General features: G+C 69.3%; 20 protein-coding genes and 1 tRNA gene. 11 read left to right on the forward strand and 10 right to left on the reverse strand.

Annotated elements, in window-relative coordinates; all coding sequences use genetic code 11:
• Window positions 1–2: 2 nt before the first annotated feature.
• The 3 genes from BJ982_RS07830 to BJ982_RS07840 form a co-directional block, all read right to left on the reverse strand.
• Window positions 3–710, reverse strand: coding sequence for a TIGR03943 family putative permease subunit (locus tag BJ982_RS07830; protein ID WP_184888551.1), 708 nt, complete (start codon window positions 708–710; stop codon window positions 3–5).
• A gap of 5 nt (window positions 711–715) precedes the next feature.
• Window positions 716–1744, reverse strand: coding sequence for a permease (locus tag BJ982_RS07835; protein WP_184877884.1), 1029 nt, complete (start codon window positions 1742–1744; stop codon window positions 716–718).
• An 87-nt stretch (window positions 1745–1831) separates the two neighbouring features.
• A complete protein-coding gene (locus tag BJ982_RS07840) occupies window positions 1832–2719 on the reverse strand; it encodes an NUDIX hydrolase (RefSeq protein ID WP_184877886.1) in 888 nt (295 codons plus the stop codon).
• A 138-nt stretch (window positions 2720–2857) separates the two neighbouring features.
• Here BJ982_RS07840 and BJ982_RS07845 point away from each other — a divergent pair, with 138 nt between their 5' ends.
• A complete protein-coding gene (locus BJ982_RS07845; RefSeq protein WP_184877888.1) occupies window positions 2858–3244 on the forward strand; it encodes a peptidase inhibitor family I36 protein in 387 nt (128 codons plus the stop codon).
• A 109-nt stretch (window positions 3245–3353) separates the two neighbouring features.
• Here BJ982_RS07845 and BJ982_RS07850 read toward each other — a convergent pair whose 3' ends face one another.
• Entirely contained in the window at window positions 3354–4109 is a 756-nt protein-coding gene (locus tag BJ982_RS07850) for a M15 family metallopeptidase (RefSeq protein WP_184877890.1), read from the reverse strand.
• Window positions 4110–4457: 348 nt separating this feature from the next.
• Between BJ982_RS07850 and BJ982_RS07855 the strand changes: the two genes are divergently transcribed.
• Window positions 4458–5639, forward strand: coding sequence for an ATP-binding protein (locus tag BJ982_RS07855; RefSeq protein WP_184877892.1), 1182 nt, complete (start codon window positions 4458–4460; stop codon window positions 5637–5639).
• A gap of 164 nt (window positions 5640–5803) precedes the next feature.
• Here the strand turns inward: BJ982_RS07855 and BJ982_RS07860 are convergent, their stop codons facing one another.
• Together BJ982_RS07860 and BJ982_RS07865 are read right to left on the reverse strand one after the other, a co-directional pair.
• The gene (locus tag BJ982_RS07860; protein WP_184877894.1) at window positions 5804–6634 is read right to left on the reverse strand and encodes a MauE/DoxX family redox-associated membrane protein; all 831 of its coding nucleotides are present in this window, start codon (window positions 6632–6634) and stop codon (window positions 5804–5806) included.
• Between the two features lie 3 nt (window positions 6635–6637).
• Window positions 6638–7576 (reverse strand): hypothetical protein, encoded by a 939-nt coding sequence (locus BJ982_RS07865; protein WP_184877896.1) that lies wholly within the window; start codon window positions 7574–7576, stop codon window positions 6638–6640.
• Between the two features lie 295 nt (window positions 7577–7871).
• Here BJ982_RS07865 and BJ982_RS07870 point away from each other — a divergent pair, with 295 nt between their 5' ends.
• Both BJ982_RS07870 and BJ982_RS07875 read left to right on the forward strand, forming a co-directional pair.
• Window positions 7872–8402 carry a SigE family RNA polymerase sigma factor gene (locus BJ982_RS07870; protein ID WP_184877897.1) on the forward strand — a complete coding sequence of 177 codons (531 nt, stop codon included), beginning with the start codon at window positions 7872–7874 and terminating at the stop codon, window positions 8400–8402.
• A 58-nt stretch (window positions 8403–8460) separates the two neighbouring features.
• Window positions 8461–10056 carry a long-chain fatty acid--CoA ligase gene (locus BJ982_RS07875; protein WP_184877898.1) on the forward strand — a complete coding sequence of 532 codons (1596 nt, stop codon included), beginning with the start codon at window positions 8461–8463 and terminating at the stop codon, window positions 10054–10056.
• Here the strand turns inward: BJ982_RS07875 and BJ982_RS07880 are convergent.
• The gene (locus BJ982_RS07880; RefSeq protein WP_239122945.1) at window positions 10037–10531 is read right to left on the reverse strand and encodes a MarR family winged helix-turn-helix transcriptional regulator; all 495 of its coding nucleotides are present in this window, start codon (window positions 10529–10531) and stop codon (window positions 10037–10039) included. The genes BJ982_RS07875 and BJ982_RS07880 overlap by 20 nt on opposite strands.
• A 102-nt stretch (window positions 10532–10633) precedes the next feature.
• On the opposite strand from BJ982_RS07880, the gene BJ982_RS07885 reads away from it, so the two are divergent.
• Together BJ982_RS07885 and BJ982_RS07890 are read left to right on the forward strand one after the other, a co-directional pair.
• Window positions 10634–11197 (forward strand): YceI family protein, encoded by a 564-nt coding sequence (locus BJ982_RS07885; RefSeq protein WP_184877899.1) that lies wholly within the window; start codon window positions 10634–10636, stop codon window positions 11195–11197.
• A gap of 302 nt (window positions 11198–11499) precedes the next feature.
• Window positions 11500–11589 (forward strand) — tRNA-Ser (locus BJ982_RS07890).
• A 108-nt stretch (window positions 11590–11697) separates the two neighbouring features.
• Here BJ982_RS07890 and BJ982_RS07895 read toward each other — a convergent pair.
• A complete protein-coding gene (locus tag BJ982_RS07895) occupies window positions 11698–12903 on the reverse strand; it encodes an FAD-dependent monooxygenase (protein WP_184877900.1) in 1206 nt (401 codons plus the stop codon).
• A gap of 138 nt (window positions 12904–13041) precedes the next feature.
• On the opposite strand from BJ982_RS07895, the gene BJ982_RS07900 reads away from it, so the two are divergent.
• Complete coding sequence (locus tag BJ982_RS07900) at window positions 13042–13539, forward strand: MarR family winged helix-turn-helix transcriptional regulator (protein WP_184877901.1); 498 nt, start codon at window positions 13042–13044, stop codon at window positions 13537–13539.
• 506 nt (window positions 13540–14045) lie between these two features.
• Window positions 14046–14432: a hypothetical protein gene (locus tag BJ982_RS07905; RefSeq protein WP_184877902.1), complete on the forward strand. Its 387-nt coding sequence runs from the start codon at window positions 14046–14048 to the stop codon at window positions 14430–14432.
• Window positions 14433–14547: 115 nt separating this feature from the next.
• Here the strand turns inward: BJ982_RS07905 and BJ982_RS07910 are convergent, their stop codons facing one another.
• Window positions 14548–14988, reverse strand: a complete 441-nt coding sequence (locus BJ982_RS07910; protein ID WP_184877903.1) for a MarR family winged helix-turn-helix transcriptional regulator — start codon at window positions 14986–14988, stop codon at window positions 14548–14550.
• An 89-nt stretch (window positions 14989–15077) separates the two neighbouring features.
• On the opposite strand from BJ982_RS07910, the gene BJ982_RS07915 reads away from it, so the two are divergent.
• The 3 genes from BJ982_RS07915 to BJ982_RS07925 all read left to right on the forward strand — a co-directional run bounded on the left by BJ982_RS07915 (window position 15078) and on the right by BJ982_RS07925 (window position 20505).
• On the forward strand, window positions 15078–15635 hold the full coding sequence (locus BJ982_RS07915; protein WP_184877905.1) for a GNAT family N-acetyltransferase: 558 nt from the start codon (window positions 15078–15080) through the stop codon (window positions 15633–15635).
• A gap of 186 nt (window positions 15636–15821) precedes the next feature.
• The gene (locus tag BJ982_RS07920) at window positions 15822–16166 is read left to right on the forward strand and encodes a CU044_2847 family protein (RefSeq protein WP_239122944.1); all 345 of its coding nucleotides are present in this window, start codon (window positions 15822–15824) and stop codon (window positions 16164–16166) included.
• 46 nt (window positions 16167–16212) lie between these two features.
• Entirely contained in the window at window positions 16213–20505 is a 4293-nt protein-coding gene (locus tag BJ982_RS07925) for an nSTAND1 domain-containing NTPase (protein WP_184877909.1), read from the forward strand.
• Between the two features lie 114 nt (window positions 20506–20619).
• Here the strand turns inward: BJ982_RS07925 and BJ982_RS07930 are convergent, their stop codons facing one another.
• Window positions 20620–21603 (reverse strand): BtrH N-terminal domain-containing protein, encoded by a 984-nt coding sequence (locus tag BJ982_RS07930; RefSeq protein WP_184877911.1) that lies wholly within the window; start codon window positions 21601–21603, stop codon window positions 20620–20622.
• Window positions 21604–21761 lie beyond the last annotated feature (158 nt).

Consider the following 21761-nt stretch of genomic DNA (forward strand, 5'->3'; position numbering starts at 1 on the left):
GATCACTCGTACGGCTCGCCGGGCTGGTTCACCTTGGCGACGCGGGTGGCCTTCATCTCGGGGGCGACGGTGCCCTTGGGGAGCCGGTCGTACGGGGTGGGCACCCACGTTCCCGTCACCTCCACCCAGGTGTCGGCGCGTGGCGCCGCCGCGCCGAGGACGGCCACCTTCAACGGGAAGGCGTCGGCCGCGCAGCACCGTAGCTGCATGCGGGTGAGGTACCACTGGCCCTTCTTCTTGGACGGCACCACGAAGCCGACCAGCCTCACCTGCCGGCCCCTGAGCGACTGATTCGGGTCACCCCACGCACGGCCGATGAACTCTCCGACGGGCATCGCGGTCGCGGTGCCCGGCGCGATCGCGACGTACGCGCCGACCGGTGCGGGGCGCGGCGGGGGCGTCTGATCACGCTCGGCGGCGTAGGAGCCGAGCGGGGGCGGCGATATCAGGAAGATCGCGATGACCGGCAGACACAGCAGCCATGCCACCCACGGGCCGTGACCGTGGCCGTCCTGGCCGGGGCCTTTACCGGGGTACGGCCTGCGCCACTCCTTGGCGACGCCCAGCACGCCGAGCAGGAGGATCACCAGACCGGCGACCACGAGCGGCAACCGGAAGCCGGGCTTGACGTAGTTCACATAGATGTCGGAGAGGGCGGACACCCGGAGGACCGCCCCGCCGAGCAGCGTCAGGACCAGGCTCTGCGCCATACGGTTCACAGCAACACCCATCCAACGAGCAGGCTCACCCCGATGGCCAGGGCGAAGGTCAGCGGCACGAACCGGGCGGCGAACGCGCGGCCGAACGTGCCCGCCTGGAGCGCGATCAGCTTGAGGTCCACCATGGGACCGACGACCAGGAACGCCAGCTTGGCCGTGGGGGAGAACGTCGACAGGGACGCCGCCACGAACGCGTCCGCCTCCGAGCAGATCGACAGGAGCACCGCCAGCGTCGCCAGCACGAGGACCGACAGCACCGGGACATCTCCCACCGCGGCCAGCCACGAGCGGGGGACCACCACGTTCAGCGTGGCCGCGGTCAGCGCCCCGACGACCATGAAGCCCCCGGCGTGCAGGCTGTCGTGCCGCATCGCCGACAGGAAGGCCGACATCCGCGACTCTCCGGGCACGGGCGCACGGTCCGGGATCCGCAGCCAGCCGGGCCGGCCGAGCCACTGCCACGCCCATCCGGCGAGGACGGCGACGGCGAGGGAGGCGGCGAACCTGGCCAGCACCATGACCGGCTGGCCCGGGAAGGCCACGGCCGTGGCGACCAGCACGACGGGGTTGATGGCGGGGGACGCCAGCAGGAAGGCGAGGGCGGCGGACGGGGTGACCCCGCGGGCCATCAGGCCGGAGGCCACCGGCACCGAGGCGCACTCGCATCCGGGCAGCACGAGACCCGCCGCCCCCGCCACGGGGACCGCGGCGTAGGGACGCCGTGGCAGCGCGCGGGTCCAGAAGGACGGCGGCACGAACACCGTGATCGCCGCGGACAGCGCGACGCCGAGGACCAGGAACGGGATGGCCTGCACGCAGATGGCCACGAAGATCGTGGACCAGGTGCGCAGCGCGGGCGCGGTGAGGTGCGGGGCGAGGAGCAGGTTGCCGATCAACAGGAACCCCACCAGGGCCGCGAACACCCAAGGCAGGACCTGTGCCTCGGGGGCTCGCCGTCCCCATGACGGCGGGGGGACCGGACTGTCGGGATCGGCGGTCCAGTCAAGTGTGGTTCGGTCGCTCATATAAGTTTCGGGAGCTATTTCCTGATATTTGGGGTTACGAGGCCGAGAGATCCACCGTGGGGTTCGACTTTCTGAACGCTACACCCGTCACCTTGGTCGTACTTGCCCAAGTAGCCAACGGGGACCCGTGACCTCCGCGCCCAGGCCCGTGACGCGGCGGCGTAGCTCACGGTCGGCGGTGACCACCAGCACCCGCTCCCACGGCCGCGTGCCGCGTATCTCGCGCACCGTGTCCACGATCGTGTCGTCGCCACTGCCCGGGGCGGGGACGGTCGTCACCGGCCCGTCGGAGCGGACGCCCCTGGCCTGCCCCTCGACCACCATGATCATTCTTGGGTGCCACCGCGCCGGCGCGGGGAAGCCGTCCGGAGGGGTCAGTCCCCGTTTCGCGAGCTCCTCGATCCGCCCGAGCAGCCGCCGCGTCGCCCCCGCCCTGTCACGCCACCACCCGTGCTCGGCTGCGGCGCCCAGGATGTTCGCGGCGTCCAGGACCACCGTGGACGGCGGCAGCGTGCGCCTGATCACCGGCCACGTCTCGGCGAACCCCGGATGCAGCGTCACGTCCCCGCCGTCCCCGACCTCGTCGGCGGGCAGCCACCGCAGATCGGTGCTCTCGTCGTTGGCGGGCGAGGCAGGGAACAGCGCGTCCGCCTCCGCGATCACGGTCTGGAACGTCCAGCCGCCGTGGTCGTCGGTGTAGACGCCGGCGACGCGCAGGACGTCCGCCTGGAGCGCCGCCTCCTCCAGGGCCTCGCGCATCGCGCCCGTGACGGCGTCCTCGTGACTGTCGAGCGCGCCGCCCGGCAGCCCCCAGGTGCCGCCGTGGTGGCTCCAGAGGGCGCGCTTCTGCATGAGGACGTGCGGGGTGCCCACCGCGTCGAAGTGAACCGCCAGCAGGCCGGACGCCCCGTGCACGCCCCAGTGCCGGTGCCCGCGCCGGCACAGCGCCCAGCCGTCCCCGTCCTTCGCCGCCATCCCTCCATCCTGCCCCAACGGCCCGGACGGACCTCCATGCCCTTCCCCGCGGTCACGGTGACCCCAAGAGGACATTCACTCTTAGTAGTCACTCTGTAACAATGAGTCGCAACGGCCCCCCGAGAGAAAGGCATCCCCGTGAAGGCACACCTCGCCGCCCTCGCCCTCGCCGCCACCGCCCTGCTCCCCGCCGGCGCCGCGACCGCGCACGCCGCCGCGACCGGCCCGCGGATCATCAGCATCCCCGCGGGCCAGACGCACTGCCCGTCCGGCTACGTCTGCCTGTTCCGCGACTACGAGTTCCAGGGCGGCGGCTACGGCTTCGCGTCCGGCTCCTCGATCGGCTTCCTCGGCGACATCGGCTTCAACGACGTGATGTCCTCGTGGGCCAACGACTCCGGCATCCGCTACTGCTGGTACGTGGACGCCGACTTCGAGGGCGACAGCCACGAGATGAAGCCCGGCTACCGCGTCAACGTCCTGCCCCAGGAGAACGACCTGGCATCCTCCCTGCGCCCCTGCTGAGGCCGCGCCCCCTCGGCCGGGGGGGTAGACCCGCACCGGAACGCCTCCGCGACCACACCGCGGAGGCGTTCTCCATCGCGCCCCGGCTTCGCCGCCCTCGGCGAGGCGCTCAGCCGCCGCCCTTGGCGAAGTGCTGGTAGTCCTTGGCGCCGTTGAAGTAGCCGCCCCACTGCCAGCCGTATTTCTCGAAGAGGCGGACCACGCGGTCGTCCGGGTTGATGACGCCGGGCTTGTGCAGGGGTCTGTCCGCGAAGGGCTTGGCGTTCTTGTGGGACACCGAGCCGTCCGGCTCCACCCACGGGTTCTCGCGCGGGTCGATGTCGATGGCCTTGCCGTAGGAGTGCTTGGACCAGCTACTGGACCCCGCGACCCTGCGGCAGTTGAACGCCGACGTGTTGTCGGCCTCGATCGAGTCGAAGTCGCTGCCCTTGTACTTGTCGATCGGCTCCATGCGGGCGATCGGGAAGCGCCAGTCGTAAAGCTTCTCGAAGATGGCGGTCACGTCGCCGGTGACGGCCTTGTTGACGATCAGCTCGCCGGTGTGGGCCTTGTCGTCGAAACCCCAGTAGGTCATCGTGACCTTGCGCAGGTCGTCGGGCCCCACCGGGCATCCTTCGCGCCATGACCCCTTGAGCATGGCGGCCGTGACCTCGGAGACCTTGGACGAGAACGCGGGCGGGCCGGGGCTCGGCGTCTCCTCCGGCGGGGCGGGGGAGGACGGCGCGGGCGAGGACGGAGTCGTGGCGCTCGGCGGCGCGGCCGTGGCGCTCGGTGTCGCGCCGGTCCCGGCGGCTCCGCACGCCGCGACGGAGGCGCACGCCAATATGAGAACGCCCAGGTGGCGAAGCTTTGGTTTCTCGGGCATACGCAACAGTAAGGCCTTCGTGACCCCGGCCGTGACGGAATCGTGATGTCGCTGGTCGAGTGCCGTGCGGGGCGGCGACGCCGGATCTCTGCCGCAGGTTTTACTCGAACCGGCTCGCGCACATGTTCGACTCCGCGCTACAGTCTTGGGCACTGGATCGAACGAGCGTTCGGGCCGAGGCTTTCCTGGTGAGGGGTGGTGCGCCCAATGGCAGTGTTCGCGGTGCCTTCCGCGCCCCCGCGACCGGCGTCCCTCGCCGCCCGCGCGACACGTCGTGCCGCGACACGCCGTAGCCCTATCTACGGAAATCTAGGACGCCCTCTATATCCGGTCATAAAGTCCGAGAGCGTGGACCCCGTGCGCAATCCTTACGCCCCCGGTGCGGGGCAGCGCCCTCCAGAGCTCGCCGGGCGCGATCGTGAGCTGCAGCAGTTCGAGGTCGTGCTCGAACGGGTGGCCCGTGGCCGGCCCGAGCGCAGCATGGTCCTCACCGGGCTACGCGGTGTCGGTAAGACCGTGCTGCTCAACACCTTCAAGTCCATGGCGATGCAGCGTCTGTGGGGCACGGGCAAGATCGAGGCCCGTCCCGAGCAGTCGATCCGCCGTCCCGTCTCCGCCGCGATGCACATGGCGATCCGCGAGCTGGCCCCGCGCCACCGCGCGCCCGAGCGCATCGAAGAGTTCCTCGGCGTCCTGAAGGCCTTCGCGATGCGTGATCCCGCGGCGGCCAAGGGCACGTCCCACTGGTCGCCGGCCATCGACGTCCCCGCCACCCGCGGCAGGGCCGACTCCGGCGATCTCGAGATCGACCTCACCGAGCTGTTCGTCGATGCCGCCTCGGTGGCGACCGACCTCGGCGTCGGCGTCGCCCTCTTCATCGACGAGATGCAGGACGTCCAGCCGCCCGACATCTCGGCCCTGTGCGCCGCGTGTCACGAGCTGTCCCAGAGCGGTGGCCCGCTGATCGTCGTCGGGGCGGGCCTGCCCCACCTGCCGAGCGTGCTGAGCGCCAGCAAGAGCTATTCCGAGCGCCTCTTCCGGTACGCCCGCATCGACCGCCTCGACCGCGACGCGGCCGATCTCGCGCTGATCGCCCCGGCCGAGCGCGAAGAGGTCGAGTTCACGCCCGAGGCGCTCGACGCGCTGTACGAGGCCGCCGACGGCTACCCCTACTTCGTCCAGGCGTACGGCAAGGTCGCCTGGGACGTCGCGCCCAAGTCGCCGATCACGGTGGAAGACGTCAAGGTCGCCTCGCCCGAGGCCGAGGAAGAGCTCGCGGTCGGCTTCTTCGGCAGCCGGTACGAGCGCGCCACCCCCGCCGAGCGCGAGTACATGCACGCCATGGCCTCCGTCGGGGACGAGCCCGTGCCGACCTCCGAGGTCGCCGAGCGGCTCGGCCGCAAGCCGTCCAGCCTGTCTCCCGCCCGCGACAGCCTCATCAAGAAAGGGTTGATCTTCAGCGCCGAGCGCGGCCTGATCGCCTTCACGGTGCCGCACTTCGGCAGGTTCCTCCGGGCGCAACCCTTGTAGGGGGCGTCCGGCGGCCGGCACGGCTCCGTCCGTGCCGCCATCGACCTCTCTACGGCTTTCTAGAGGGGAAGCTAGAGAGCCGTAGAGAGTTGAATGCACGGTGCCGGGTGGCCGCCCCCGCCGCCCGGCACCGTGCCCTGGCCTCTTCTGAAATCTAGGGCTTTCTAGTATCCAGCCGATACTCCGATAGATTCGCGAATAGGTCCTGTCCCTTCCTGCTCGACCACCGCGACGCGTATCGGCGGACGCCGTCCGGTGAGGTACACCGCGAACACCACGTCCGCCCCGCCCCCCGAGGCCGCGCGCGCCGGGTAGACGAAGAACCGCCAGCACAGCTCGCGCCAGGTGTCCGACGGCTCCTCCGCGACGAGCATGCCCTGGTGGGACCGCCATTCGCCGCTGGACCTCAGGCGGGCCAGCGCCTTCGGGGCCGCGATGGGCCGCTGCTCGCACGGCGCCCTGTACCGCACGCGCGCGAGGCCCTCCTCCATCTCGGGGGACAGGACCGCGAGGAGCGCGAGACCGGCCCCGAAGGCCGTCACCACGTCCCACGAGGGCGCCAGCAGGTCGCTCCCCGTCACGGGCACGAGCGCGACGAGCACGGCCGCGCCGGTGAGCACCGCCGCCCTGCCGATCGATCGCAGGCCCACGGGGCTGCCACTGGCCTCGCCGAAGCAGCCGCACCCGACGTCCGGCCTGCGGCGGCGCAGCTCCCACAGCACGTAGGTCGCCACCGAGAAGAACGTGACCGTCCCCCAGCGAGGCAGTGGGCTCGGCGTGAGGAGCAGGCCGGCCGCGAGCACCCCTTCGACCGCGGCGCAGAAGATCATCATGGGCTTGCGCCACCGTTCGGGGACGAGGACTCCCGGGCCGAGCCGGGCGAGCGCCCCCGGCTCGGCGTCGGAGCCTGCGGTCGCGGCCTTGGCGACGCCTCCGAGGATCAGGAGCGGCACGACCAGCGCGAGCGCGGCGGTGGCGAGAGATTCAAGCTCCATGGGTCACCCCAATCCGACACGGGCGTTGAAGCATCCGTTGGTGAGATCTCCCCCGAGCTCGACGAAGGACACCGGCGACAGTTCGACGATCCGCCCCCGCGGTGACGTGCCACATTCCACACAGCGGTCGCAGAACCGGCCCGCGATGCACCCGCAGGCCACGATCGGCAGCACCGTCGCGCGGCTTTCACAGACATTGCCGACATAAAGCATTGAACCCAATGACAGGTATGGCAATCCCGTACAGGACACTCCCGCGTCGTCGCATGCGGAATCGGCACGTTCCAACATCGGGTATGCGACCCCGGCCTCCCCCTCGTCGAAGGCGTCCGACCACGCCGCGGCCCCCGAGATCTTCGACTGCACCCCGCTGTACGCGGGCGGGGGAGCCGGGACGGCCGTCGCCCGGTAAGGGGGCTGCGAGGTCGCCGGAAGGTAGGCGACGGTGACGCCCTCCACGCGGGTGCCGATGGCGTCGAAGAGGTACCCCGGCTTCAGCTGCGGATGCCGGACGGCGATGCGGCCGGACGCGCCGTAGGGGATCACGACCTCACGCTTGCCCCGGTGAGGTCCGCAGTCCAGCTCGATCGTCCGATCTCTGCCCGCCTTGCCCACCGAGACGATCACGCCCGTGACCCGGGTGACGTCCCCCCACAGCCGGTCGGCGACGCGTCCGGACTGCCGGGCGCGGATGACCACGCGGCTGCCCACGGGAAGATCGGCCGGCGCGACGGTGCTCCCGCGCCAGGCCGTCGCCCAGGGCGCGATCACCAGACGCTCCTGCGCGCCCTCGGGATTCTCGACGACGACGAGATGCGGGCTGATGTCGAGGATCTCACCGGTGACCGCGGTGAGCGCGGGGACCTCCTGGTCGACCTGCGGCGGCACCAGGCCGCGGCCGAGTGCCGCGGATGCCAGCGCGTGGCGACGCTCCACTCCCATGGGGCCCTCCCCAGATGCGGCGGCGAGTCACCTAGATGCCCGCTAGCGTCACATGTTTTGCCGTGGGCAGCGCTGTCAGCGGGGCGAATATTTCCTCCGCGGTGGGCGCGCGTAGCAAATTACCCACCCTCGGAAGAACGACTCGCCGTCCCGGCCTGCCGTACGACTGTAACGATCTTTGCATTCGGTGGGGCGAAACCTGGATGAAGGTTCAGCCGCATTATGGCCTCCGGCTGCGATTCTGACCACGAGAACCGAACGAATCATGCCCCTTCGTCACGGCACCGGTGATCGCATGAGCGGTAAGGACGAGGAGTTCCGCGAGTTCGTGGTCGCACGCGGCCCGGCACTGCTGCGCGCCGCCTACCACCTGACCGGCCAGCCCGCCGATGCCGAGGACCTGCTGCAGGCCGCCCTCGCCAAGACCTACCTCGCCTGGGACCGCATCAACGACCGGGCCTCGCTGGACGGGTACGTCCGCCGTGTGATGGTCAACATCAACATCTCCTGGTGGCGGCGCAGGAAGCTGGAGGAGTACCCCTCCGAGGACCTGCCCGAGACCCCGGTGCGGGAGGGCCCGGCCCCTGGGGAGGTCCACGAGCTGCTGGAACAGGCGATCGACCGTCTCCCCGCGCGGCAGCGCGCGGCGATTCTGCTCCGTTACTACGAGGACATGAGCGAGACCGAGATCGCCAGCACGCTCGGGATCAGCATCGGCACCGTCAAGAGCACGGTCTCGCGCGCGATGGCCAAGCTGCGCGGCGACCTCGTCGTGGTCCGTCCCTGCGCACCCGAGAAGCGACCCCAGTTGGGTTCCGCACGCTGAGCGAGCGCTTGTCGCCGTCGCGGACCCGGCTCACACTCGAGAGGCGGAGGTGGCGCCCATGCGCAGCACGATGCCCGACCACCCGCTGACGATCACGTCGATCATGCGGCACGGCACCGGCCTGTACGCCGATCACGAGGTGGCCACGTACGCCGGGAACGGCTACCGCCGGCTGCCGTACGGCGAGCTGGCGAGGGAGGCCGCGCGCCTGGCCGGCGCCCTGCGCGGGCTCGGCGTGGCCGGCGACCGGCGGGTGGCGACGTTCGCCTGGAACAACACCGAGCACCTCACCGCCTACCTCGCCGTGCCCGGCATGGGGGCGGTGCTGCACACGCTGAACATCCGCCTGTTCCCCGACCAGATCGTCTACATCGCCAACCACGCCGAGGACGACGTGCTGCTCGTCGACGCCTCGCTGATCCCCCTGCTCGCGCCGATCCTCCCCGAGATGAAGACGGTGCGGCACGTCATCGTCGCCGGCGAGGGGGACGTCGAGCCGCTGCGCGCGGCCAGCAAGCCCGTGCACCGCTACCGCGAGCTCCTGGACGCCGCCCCCGACTCCTACCCCTGGCCCGAGCTGGACGAGCGCGCCGCCGCGTCCATGTGCTACACCAGCGGCACCACCGGCAATCCCAAGGGCGTCGTCTACAGCCACCGGTCGTCGTACCTGCACGCCATGGCGATCTGCACCGGCAACGCCATGGGCGTGACGTCCGATGACAAGGTGCTGCCGATCGTCCCCATGTTCCACGCCAACGCCTGGGGCATGCCGTACGCCGCCCTCATGTCCGGGGCCTCGCTGGTCATGCCCGACCGCTACATGCGGGCCGACCTCCTCGTGAAGATCATCGAGGAGGAGCGGCCGACGATCTCCGGCGGCATCCCCATGATCTTCGCCGACCTGCTGCGCCATGCCCGGCAGCACCACTCCGACCTGTCCTCGCTCCGGCTGGTGCCGTGCGGCGGGTCCGCCGTGCCCGAGTCGCTGATGCGGGGGCTCCAGGACGAGTTCGGCGTTCGCCTGGTGCAGGCGTGGGGCATGACCGAGACCTCGCCCCTCGCCACCGTGGCGCACGGGGACGACTGGAGCCTGCGCGTCACCCAGGGCAGGCTGCTCGCCGGCGTGGAGGGACGGATCGTCGGCGCCGGCGACGTCGTCCTCGACGCCGACGGGCTCGCGGTCGGCGAGCTGGAGGTGCGCGGCCCGTGGGTCACCGCGTCCTACCACAAGGACGACGACGCCTCCCGATTCCACGACGGCTGGCTGCGCACCGGCGACGTCGGGCGCCTGGACGCCCGCGGCTACGTGACGCTGACCGACCGCGCCAAGGACGTCATCAAGTCCGGCGGCGAGTGGATCTCGTCGGTCGAACTGGAGAACGCCCTCATGGCGCACCCCGCGGTCGTCGAGGCGGCCGTGATCGGCGTGCCGGACGAACGCTGGGGCGAGCGTCCGCTCGCGTGCGTGGTGCTCGACGGCCCGGCCGACGTGGCGGAGCTGAAGGAGTTCCTGGCGGGCAAGGTGGCACGCTGGCAGGTCCCGGAACGCTGGGCCTTCGTCGAGACGGTGCCGAAGACCAGCGTGGGCAAGTTCGCCAAGCGCGCCCTGCGCGAGATGCACGCGCGGGGCGAGCTCACGATCTCGGTGGGGTGACCTCTCCCGGCACCTCCGCGCCCGCCGTGGCGCAGGGCCGTACGACGTCGCGGATGATCCGCAGGGTGTCCAGCAGCGTTTCGAGCTGCGCGGGGCTCAGGAGCCCGGTGAACCACGTCTCGATGTCCTCCAGGTGCCGGGGCACGACGACCTCCAGCCGTGCCAGGCCGGCGTCGGTGAGCGTCGCGTAGGAGGCCCTGCGGTCGCTCGCGCAGGCCACGCGGCGTACCAGGCCCTCGCGTTCGAGCCGGTCCACGACGCGCGTCACCCCGCTGGTCGACAGCGACGTCTGCGCGGCCAGGTCGCTCATGCGGAGCTGGCGCTCGGGGGACCGGGCGAGACGGATCAAGGTCTCGAAGTCGACCCCGGACAGCCCGGCGGCGGTGAAGGCGGGGGTCATCTTGCCCACGAGGCCGGCGTGGACCTCCATGAGGAGACCGACCGCGGTGAGTTTGGCGTCGTCTGGTGGGATCACGGGACCAGTCTAGACGACGATAGTTGACGTACGGAATATTCCTCATGTAGAAATCTGTTGCCGCAGACATCCGCTCGTCAACTAACCACGGAGATGGACACCATGAGCACTCGCGCCTGGGAAGGCCTCACGATCCCCGAGTCCGGCACCTTCGACCTCGACGCCGCGCACAGCATCGTCGGCTTCACCGCGAAGCACATGATGGTGACCAAGGTCCGCGGGCGCTTCCAGGACTTCACCGGCAGCGTCACGATCGCCGAGAACCCGCTCGAATCGTCGGCCGAGCTCACGATCCGCACCGCCAGTATCGAGACCGGCAGCGCCGACCGCGACAACCACCTCCGCAGCGAGGACTTCCTGGCGGTGGAGAAGTTCCCCGAGCTGACCTTCCGCAGCACCCGCGTCGTCGAGCACTCCGGCGACGACTTCACCGTCGTGGGCGACCTCACCATCCGTGACGTCACCAGGCCGGTCACGCTCAAGGTCGAGTACGGCGGCGCCGGCACCAACCCGTGGGGCGCCGAGGTCTTCGGCTTCTCCATCGAGACCGAGCTCGACCGCGAGGACTTCGGCCTGACCTGGAACGTCGCCCTGGAGACCGGCGGCGTCCTCGTCAGCAAGAAGATCAAGATCGAGGTAGAAGGCCAGGCCACCCGCCGCGCCTGACCCGCCGACGCGCGCCGCCGGCCGCCAGGCGCCCCGCCCCTGGCGGCCCGCCGCCGTCCACAACGCTCCCCGGCTCAGCCGGATCACCCCCCCGATCTCCACTCGTTCCCGGACGTACACAGCGTGTCCACAGCCTGTGGACACAGGGTGTGGAAACCCGGACGACCCCGTCCCACGGCACGCACACGCGCCCGCTGACGGACATGATTGACGACAACGGCGAATCCACTTTGCCGCCCGGCATCAAGGCCGGTACTCTGTGCTGAGCCAGTCGGCGGCACTGACGCCCGCCCGACTGACCAGGAGGCTTCGCCTAGTCAGGTCTATGGCGCCGCACTGCTAATGCGGTTTGGGTCTACAGCCCATCCGGGGTTCAAATCCCCGAGCCTCCGCACCTCAGAGGCCCTTTCGCCGAAATCGCGAAGGGGCCTTTCTGCTGCGCTGAAAGATCCAAGACGCGAATGCCGGACCATTGCCGGACTCCACCCAGGTGCGGTTCCTCAGCGTGCGAGTGCGTGCTCGTAGTCGGGCAGGGTCAGGGCGGTGTTGGCGGCGCGGCCCTCGGTGCCGGAGGGGAGCGTCGTCTGGGTGCGCAGCATCGCGTTGCGTGCGTCGAGGTGTTGCCGGGTGCGTGGGGCGACCACGCCACCGCCTGCGGTGGCGAGGGCCTGGTTCTGCTCCGCGAAGTTCCGGACGGTGTTCTCATAGGCTGCGAGGGCGGGGACGTGGTCGTCGTGGGTGGCCAGTTCGCCGGCCAGGACGTAGGCGGCCGCCAGCGACACGCTTGACCCCTGGCCGGACAGGAACGACGTGGCGTGGGCGGCGTCGCCGACGAGCGCGACACGGCCGGTGGACCAGACGGGCATGTGGATCTGGCTGACGACGTCGAAGAACAGGTCGTCGGCCGCGCGCATCGCGTCGACCATCCGGGGGATCTCCCACAGCGTGTCGGGGAACGTCGCGGCCACCAGGTCGCGCTGCGCCTGCGGGGTGCGGAAGGCCGTATAGGGCGGCTCGTCCCGCGCGAAGATCAGGAAGCCGTGCATCGGCTCGCCGGGGTCGTACGCGTAGAGGGTGGCGGCCCTGCCGGGAGCGTTCCACAGCAGTCCCTCGTGCTGGAGCCCGAGGTCGTTGGCCAAGGTGAAGCCGGCGAAGCAGAAGCCGAGATAGCGGTGGTAGCGCTCTTCGGGGCCGAAGGCCAGGCCGCGGGTGTTGGAGTGCAGTCCGTCGGCGCCGATCACCAGGTCGAATGTTCGCCTGGTGCCGCTGTCGAAGGTGACTTCCACCTGATCGCCGCGGTCGTCGAGGGTCGCGATGGAGTCGTCGAACAGGAACTCGACCTTGTTCTCGACCAGGCCGTAGAGGCAGTTGGCCAGGTCGCCCCGGCGTACTTCGAGGTCCAGGCCCTCGGCGCCGCCGGTGATGGCCTCCGGGCGCAGGCTGGTCAAAATGGTGCCGTCGGGGTTGAGGAAGGTGATCTGGCGGGCGTCCACGTGGAGTTGCCGGAGCCGCGGCAGTAGGCCCATGCGTTCGACGACGTCGCGGGCGGTGCCGCGGATGTCGATGGCGTACCCTCCCCCGCGCAGGTGGGCGGCCTGCTCCACGATGGTGACCTCGAAGCCGTACCGGTCCAGCCAGTAGGCGAGGGACGGGCCGGCGATGCTGGCGCCGGAGATGAGGATCTTGCGGTGGGCGGGTCGGTTCATCAGGAGTCCTTCCTGGTCAACGCGCAGCAGCAAATAGATGCATGCTTTAGGTATCCTTATGGAGGGTGCAATGCGGCGCCGAGTGCCCGCATGGACCACCATATAGATACATGTTTTATGTATGCAAGTGGAGATTCGATGAACACCGGACCCCAGGATCCCGCTGGCGGAACCGACGATCAGGTGCTGACCGTCATGCCCCGCCTCGCACAGCTGAGCAACGCCATCAGCCGCGGCCGCCTGATCGAGCACGCCATGAAAACCGCCCGGGTCGAGGTGGATCGGCCGGCGTTCTCCGTCCTGGTCTCCGTACACATGGCCGGCAAGCCGCTGAGGATCAGCGAGATCGCCGAGCAGACGCAGCTCGTGCAACCGCACGTCACGCGACAGGTCCAGCAACTGGAGCGCCACGGCCTGGTACGCCGCATCGGCGATCCGAACGACCGCCGGGTCAGCTTCATCGAGCCGACCGATGAAGGCAAGGCGGCCGCCGACCGCTACGCGCGCACGCTCATCAACTGGTTCACCGGCGCCATCGCCCACTGGTCCGACCCAGACCGCGCAGACCTCGGCCGCCTGCTGGCCCGCTTCGCCGAGGACATCACGGCCCACCTGGCCACCCTTGAGGAAAGGTGAGCCGACCCACACCGCTTAGGCGAGTTGTCGATCTATTGCGAAACGCCGTTGCGGGTCATCCTGGCCGTCGGCGAACCGACTTTATGCCTGGCCGATCGCCGATCTTGAGGCACTGCTGACGCGGTTAGGGTCTACAGCCCATCCGGGGTTCAAATCCCCGAGCCTCCGCACCTCAGAGGCCCTCTCCGAGAATTCGGGCGAGGGCCTTTCTGCTGTCCGGGCACCGCCGGGGTTGCGGTTCCCAGCCATCGCCCCAGAGAGCGGCCCCGATGCGCTGACTCGCGTCCTGCGGTGGCCGGCATCGTGGAGCCGGCGTGTCTACCTGTACTGGGGCGGTTCGGGAACATGTCCTATACGCTCTTCCGGTGCTCACGTGGAGAAACGTGCCGACCGGCCGGCGTGCATGGGCGTGGTTCGGGGTGGCGGTGGGTGCTTCGCTGGTGCCGTGGGGGTTGCTCGCTACGACGACAGAGAGCGGATGGTCTTCCCCTCCCTTGCCTTTGGCGATGATCGTCAGCGAGATCGCCGGGGCTTCGAAGCGAGATCTTTTGGTCCTCGACCTCTTCGGCATCGGCGTCCTGCCATTTCTCGTGGGCGTTGTCGTCATGGCGAGGAATCGCACGCTGGTCGGCGTCATCAGCGGAATCTGCGGTGCCCTGGCCTTGCTCCATCTCCTGCTCGTGCTGAGAGAGCTCCCGATCACCCTCCCGCCGGAGGGCGTTCCCGAGGACGGGCTCGCGGACATGTTCGCCGGTAGTCAGCCGGACTTCCACTTCGGTACGCGCCCCGAGGGCGGATACTGGGCGCTGGCGCCCGTCGCCTACACGATCAGCGCCATCGCGCTCCTCGTCGCCACCCGGCGGGGACGTCGCGGTGCGACGCACGACGACTGACGCCGCGCCTGTCGTACTTCTTACTCCGGTTACTCCGGGTCGAAGGTCATGACCCTCTCCAGCCAGATGGGTGCAGGCCCGTGCGACTGCTCCCCCTGAACAGCTCGTAGTACGGTCAGATCTCGTCACTTCCCTTGCGCAGGCGGTCGGCATGACGGGCCTGATTGTGCAGCGCGCGGCGTAGGAACGTCTCGATGAGTTCGAGCTCGGCGACGCTGAACCGTAGGAGCTCGGTCTGAGCCTCGGCGGCGATCGGCCCCCAGATCTCCTCGACAGCGGTTCGGCCCTGTTCGGTCAAGTGCACCAGGACCCGGCGCCGGTCCGCTGTGTCGCGGACCCGCACGGCCAGGCCCGCTCGCTCCAGCCGGTCGATGGCGGTGGTGGTGGCGCCTCCGGTCAGACCCGCGGCGGCCGCCAGTTCGCTCGCCGTGAGCGGACCACGGGCGGTCAGGCGGCTCAGGCACCTCAGGTCGGTGCGGTTGACGCCGAGGCGCCGGGCCGCCAGCTCGTCGATGAGATCGGTGGCGTCCTGCAGCTCCTGAACCGCGCTGGTCACGGCCTCGATCCTGAGATGCTTTGACAATCTAATCCTTAGAAAGTTGAATTAATCGGGTTGTGCGAAGTCTAGCCCTCCCGGAGGCCGCGATGCCGACCCCATCCATTCAACTGCGACCGGCGACACCCGACGACGTTCCGGCCCTGCTGTCCTTGATGGACTCCGTCCACGCGTGGCTCATCACCCAAGGCCGCTCAGAGCAGTGGGGAACGGTGCCGTTCTCCCGCATTCCCGGCTTCCCCGGCCGAGTCACCGACTGGACACGCCAAGGCGTCATCACCCTGGCCGAACGCGCCGATCGATGCGTCGGGATGCTGGCGGCGGCACCGGGGACTCCACCGCGGATCCCCGCCGGCGCCGTGCCCGGCGGATCGCTGTTCATCCACACCGTGATGGCCGACCGCGGCCCCGGCGGCCACGGTGTCGGCTCGGCCCTGCTGGAAGAAGCCGAGAGGCTCGCCAGAGCACATGATGCTCCCGCACTGGCGCTGGACCACTGGGCGGACAGCCCCGAATTAGGGCGTATATATGAGAAGTACGGCTACGGTAAGACCGTCGAATACACCGACGAACACGACGGCAAGCCCGTCCGCAACACCGTACGCGTCCGCTACCTGAACACCAATGGTGCCCGCAGGCTGGATTGAGAGGAAGGGTGCTGGGGCGGCTTGGCGAAACGCTTCTCATCCGCAAGCCGGCGACCGTGCATATCTCTATGCCGTCGACGGGTTCCGCGATCGGCTCGCGCTTTCCGGTCCGGCCTTTAGAAGGCCTGATTCGCCGTTATCCATCCGGCCACGTGACATCGGGAGGACGTTGTGAGTGATCGTCTTGTGCGCACGGTGGAGGTGCCGGTAGGCGATGGCAGGGACGAGATCGTCCGTGTGCAGATCCGCGAAGTGGACGAAACGCTCGTTCGGGTGGGCAGAGGCGCGCGCTCCATAGTGCGAGCCGAACGATCGCTCGGGCAGATGCTGGACACCGTTCGCCCTGTGGCCGAGAGCTTCGTCACCCGGTTTCAGGACCTCGCCAACGCGCCGGACGAGATCGTGCTGGAGTTCGGGGTCTCGCTGTCGGCCGAAGCGGACATCGTCATCGCGAGCACGGCGACCGCGGCCAACTTCTCGGTGAGCCTGACGTGGAAACGCGGCGAGAAGCCGGACGGGACCGGGGACTGATCGGCAAGGGGGGATTCGGTCCGGCCTGAGGTGCGGAGGAGACCTGATGGCGGAGACGGCACGGACATGGTCGGGCAGTCCGGACGAGGCCATCGCCGCAGCGGTCGTCCAGGTCAAGGGACAGCACGGTGCGCTGGGGGGCGCGGGCTTCCTCATCGCCCCGGATCTGGTGCTGACCTGCGCCCACGTGGTGTCGGACGCGCTGGAGAAGTCCCACTGGGAGCCGGTGGCCACAGGGACGCCGGTCATGGTGGAGTTCCCGCTGCGGGAGTCGCCGACCGGCGGTGAGGGACGGCGGATGTGGCCGGCCATGGTCCAGGACTGGGTGCCGATCAGGGCCGAGCGGACCGGCGACATCGCCGTCCTCCGGCTCCCTGAGCCCGTCCCTGGTACCCGCCCGCTCCCCATGGCCGACCCCGACAGGGTGCAGGGCGGTGAGGTGCGCGCGGTGGGATTCCCCCATGACGCGCCGGGCGGGACCTGGTTCGACGGCAGGATCAGCGGCGCGACGGGCGAGGGCTGGATGGAGCTGTCGCGGGCCAACGGGCAGACCGTCCACGTCAAGCCCGGTTTCAGCGGCAGCCCCGTCTGGCACAACACGCTGGGCGCGGTGGTCGGCCTCTTGGTGGCCGCGCAGTCGGCGGGCGACGCCCAGCAGGCTTACGCGCTGCGCACGAGGACCCTCGTGCGGGAGATTCCCGGACTCGGCCCCGTCATCCGCCCGCCCTCTCCTTTCCGCGGCCTGAAGCCCTACGAGGAAGGCGACGCCGACCTCTTCTTCGGGCGGGAGGAGGACATCGCCAACGTCGTCACGGCCCTGCGCGGGGCGCGCACCGTGACGGTGTACGGGCCCTCGGGCTGCGGCAAGTCCTCCCTGGCTCTGGCCGGTGTGGTGCCCCGGATGCGGGCGGACGGATACGAGGTGCTGGCGTTCAACGCCGGGTTGATCTCCTCCATGCGGGCCGCGCTGGCCACCGAGCTGTATGAGGCCGTCCGGTCCGGGCGGTACGGGCCCGCGCGTGCCGACAGCGCCGACCAGGTCGAGGCCTGGCTCGCGGGTAAGGGGTTCGCCGACACGCTCCACCGCGTCCGGGGCACGGTGTCCGGCGATCTCCTCGTCGTCCTCGACCAGGCGGAAGGGCTCCTGAACCGCACCGAATCCGAGATCGACGAACTCACCGACCTGCTGTTCCCGCAGCACCACCCGATCGGCGCGGTACGGATCCTCGTCACGTTGCGCTCCGACCTGATGGACCCGGTTCTGAGACATCCACGCCTGGGGCCCGCGTTGCTCGGCGGAACGACGTTGCCGCTCGCGCCCATGTCCTCCGAGCAGTTGAAGGAGGTGATCATCGAACCCGTCGAGCGGCTCGCGGCCGTGGCCTACGAACCGGGGCTGGCCCGGCGCATCCTGGACGACGCGGGCGGCGAGCCGGGCATCCTCCCCCTGCTGGGGTTCGTCCTGCAGCAGTTATGGGAACAGCAGGACGGCGGCTACCTGCGGAACGCGGCCTACGAAGCGATGCGGGGCGTGTCCGGCGCGCTGAGACACCACGCCGAGCGGGCATGGAACGACCGGGTCGACGGCGAGCCGGACAAGGAGGAGGCGGCGCGGCGGCTGCTCACCAAACTGGTGCGGATGCTGCCCGGCAGCCAGATCGTGCTGCGCCGCAGGCTCACCCGGGACGAGGTGGACGAGACCCAGTGGGATCTCGCGAAGGCGTTCGCCGAGCGGCGGCTGCTGGTGCTGCACGGAGGGGAGGGCGAACCGGAGAGCGCGGAACTGGCCCACGAGGCGCTGATCACGGCATGGCCCGCACTGCGGGACCAGGTGGAGGCGGACAGGAAGTTCCTGGCCGGGCGGGCGGAGCTGGCACATGACCTGCAGCGCTGGCAGCACGGCGCACAGTCGGCGGGCCTGCTGCCGAACAGAGGAGAACTACAGGCGATCGACCAGTGGCTGGGCGGGCGTGCGGGCGAACTGGCCGAAGAGGAACGCGAGTTCCTGACCGCGGCCCGCCGGCGGAGCCGGAAGCTACGACGGCGCACCCGGGCTACGCAGACCGCGGTGGCCATGGTGCTCGCGCTGATCGTGGCCCTGGTCGGCTTTCTCGTCAACCAGATGCGGGTCAGCGCGGAGCGGGCGGACGAGAGCAGGTCACGTGCGCTGGCGAGTTCCACAGGGGAGATGGCCGAGGAAGACCCGGGGCTCGCGGCCCTGGCGGCCATCGCCGCGTACGACGTCGCGCCGACGCAGGAGGCCCGTAACGCGCTGCTGCAGCGATACGACCAGCTCAAGGACGCCGCCTGGATGCTGACGGGCTCCGAGGGGTCGATCCTGGACACCGCGATGAGCGCCGACGGCACGGTGACGCTGGCCTCCTCCGCGCACGGCCGCGCGACACTGTTCGTCCGCCAAGCCGGCGGCAGGGTCCTGCGCGAGCGTCTCGGCCTCGCGGGCAGAACACAGTTCCCGCTGGTCAGCAGGGACGGCCGCCGCATCGCCTACATGATGCAGGAGGACGACTCCATAACCTGGCACGACGTGCGCTACACGGCGGCCGACATCGTCGTAGGACCAGCACATCGGCTGCGCGGCGCCGCGCTCCAGGAGCCCGACCCGAGAGGACGGTACGGCGACCTCGACATCGCCGCCTTCTCACCGAGTGCCGATCGGATCGCCACGGTGGCGTTCGACGGACGGTTGCGGGTGTGGGACCTGACGACACAGCGGCTCCAAGAGCTGCCGGGGCATCTCCCTGACCTGCAACAGGTGTGGTTCGGCTCGGATGAGAACACGCTCGTGGCCGCGCGGCGGCAAAGCGGACACTCCATGGTGTCCCTCGACCTCCGCACCGGCGCCGTACGGGAACTGGAAGATCATCGCAGCGCGCCGGCGCCGGGTTCGATGATGGAAGTCGAGGTAGCGGCTGACGGAAGCGTCCTGGCCGTCTGCCGCGACGCGCTCGGTCGCGGAGAAAAGGCGGCCTACCGGCTCATCCGCGTATCCGACGGGCGGGAGCTGGCCCGCTACACTCCCCAGACCGACTACATCTCGTGCGCACGCCCCGCCATCGACCCGGCAGGCGAACACGTCGCGATCAATGAGGGAAGCGCTCAGTGGGTGCTCCTCGGCACCCGGCCGGGCACGCCCCCGGAACGGTTCAGTGGTCCCAACCTCATCTCCGGCGAGGCCGGCCCCCTGCTCGGCACGCCGAGCGACCCCATCGTGATCCACCGTGACAAAGCCGGCGTGACCGGCTGGAAGATGTTCGCCGACGACGGATTGCGGGCGTCCAGCCTGCCGGAACTACTCGACCGAGGTCGTACCATGCTCGTCCGCGCCGGAACGGACGGCAAGGTCGACGACCGGCTGGCGATCATTGAGACCGAAGGGCAAGGAAGAACGCTCGCCGAGGTCCGCTTCGCCCCCACACCCTCCGACCAGCATCTGCTGCTGACCGTCAACCGCGCCGAGACGCTTGTGGCCGACAGGGCCGACCACAACAAGATCGTGGTCTACGACCTTCCGCGACTGCGCAAAGTGGCCGAGATCACCACCCGCATGCCTCCGGCCGACAAGGGCGGGGTACGAGAACAGGTGTACTCCTTCTTCTTCACCGATGAGGAACTGGTGACGGTCTCAGGAAGGGTGATCGAACACTGGAATGCCCGCGATGGTCGGCGCCTGTCCAATCCGCTGGATATTCACGATTATTACCCCGACCTCGTGAACTTCCATGTGCAGCGGCATTACAAGCCGGGATATCTGCAGATCACGAACGTACGCGACCACACTTTGCTCGCCTTCCGGTTGGCGACCCGCACGGACGATCCGGATCTGCGGATCCGCCTTGGGATCGGTACGTCCATCGCGGTGGTCGAGCCCAGCGGTCGCTACGCCCTCGTGCTGATGTCAGGGAACATGTTCGAGTTGTGGTCGGTACAAGACCGTCTGCGAACGCGGAAGATACCGCCTGCCTTCGGACCCGTCTCCGGGAATGAAACCCAATTGGGGGTCGTCAGAGACGGCGGTTCCGAGAACGCCGCGTTCTTCCTGGCCTATGGACGCTCTGTGCGCTTCATGAATCTGTCCGACTCCGGTGATGTCGACGTGACCACCTATAATTTCCCCGGTCAACAGATCTTCATAGCATCGACTCAGGACGGGAAGGCCCTGCTCAGGAGACGCACACCCGGAGACGCCGTAGATCTGTTCCGGCTCGATCCCGAAGTGTGGAAATCCCACCTGTGCGACGTCCTGGGACGCGACCTCACCGAAGACGAACGCCGCATCCTGCCACCGGGGCTTCCGGACGTCATATGCCCACCCCGATGAACAACCTCAGGGTCGCCCTGAGGAACGCGGCGGTGTGCCCGGAAACGCCCGTCGGCAGGTGCGGTGGACCGGCCGCCGACACGATCTTCGCCCGGACAGCCGGTGGCCTGCGAGCTACAGCTGACGCAGCACCTGCATGGCGTCCTTCTCGATGCGTGAGAGAGCGTGGAGGGTGGCGCCGGCCTGTTCGAGGTATCCCGTGTCGCTGCTTTCTCCTGCTTTCGCGATCAAGGTGGATACGTGCGTCCACAGGGTGGCGGCTTCGGCGTACAGCTTGTGGGCGGTGCGGAGGTTGTCGTTGTCGATCAGTTGGGTGCATTCGTCGAGGAAGTCGCGATAGAGGGCGCGGAACAGGGCGCCGCCGGTGCCGGCCTTCTCCATGAGGAGGGCGGCCTGCGGCAGGTCCTGCTGTGGATCGCCGGCGCGTAGCAGCCATTTGGGCACCTGCTTGCCGGCCTTCTCGATGCCGCGGTGGCCGAGGTTCGCGATGGGAGCGGCGAGGAAGGCGTCGGCGCAGTGTCTGATGGCCGGGATGATCTGGTCCTGCCAGGGAAGCGGGTGGGCCGGCAGGGTGATGGTGAAGGATCGGTTCCTGGCGGTCATCGGGCCACGTTCGGCCCGCGCCATGGCGAGGCCGGCCCGGCTGCTGCGCACGGCTCCTCCCTGCTGGTCGGTGTCCACGAGGTAGACGTCGTGCTCGTCGTAGCCGTACATGGCGACGACATGCCCGCCGAAGTGCACCTTGGACCGGAAATAGTCCAGGTGGTAGCAGTCGAGTTGGAGGCCGACCGGCCGACCGGCGTCGATGGGGCCGGCCGCGTTCTCCCACGCCTTGCGGGCTGAGGTGGTCTCCTCGACCTTCAACGTCAGCCCCAGCCTGGCGGCCAGGTTCCTGGTGAGCTCGAAAGGCTTGACGCGCCCTCCGAGAAAGGGGAACGCCATGTCCTTGCCGTCCCAATAGATGAAGGACAGCCCCGAGCCCAGCCCGAACAGCATGGGCTCGGACAGATCGAGCGCCTCGTGCCGCAGCAGCACCCCCAGCGCGGTCGTCTCACAGTGCTGCATGCCGCGGGGCTCGATGCCCTTCACGATGGTCATGCGTCGCCCTCCTCATGCCGCTGCGGCCAACGGTCCCACACCGTCACCATCCCTGGCAGCTACAAGATCAACGCTGGTGGCCGCCAGGAGCAGCATGAGGCCTCCCACCGTGGGAGAGTCCAGTCACACGGAAGATCGACGGCGACACCGGGCAGCCC

Origin of the sequence: Sphaerisporangium siamense (assembly GCF_014205275.1) — a bacterium.
Taxonomy (GTDB): domain Bacteria; phylum Actinomycetota; class Actinomycetes; order Streptosporangiales; family Streptosporangiaceae; genus Sphaerisporangium; species Sphaerisporangium siamense.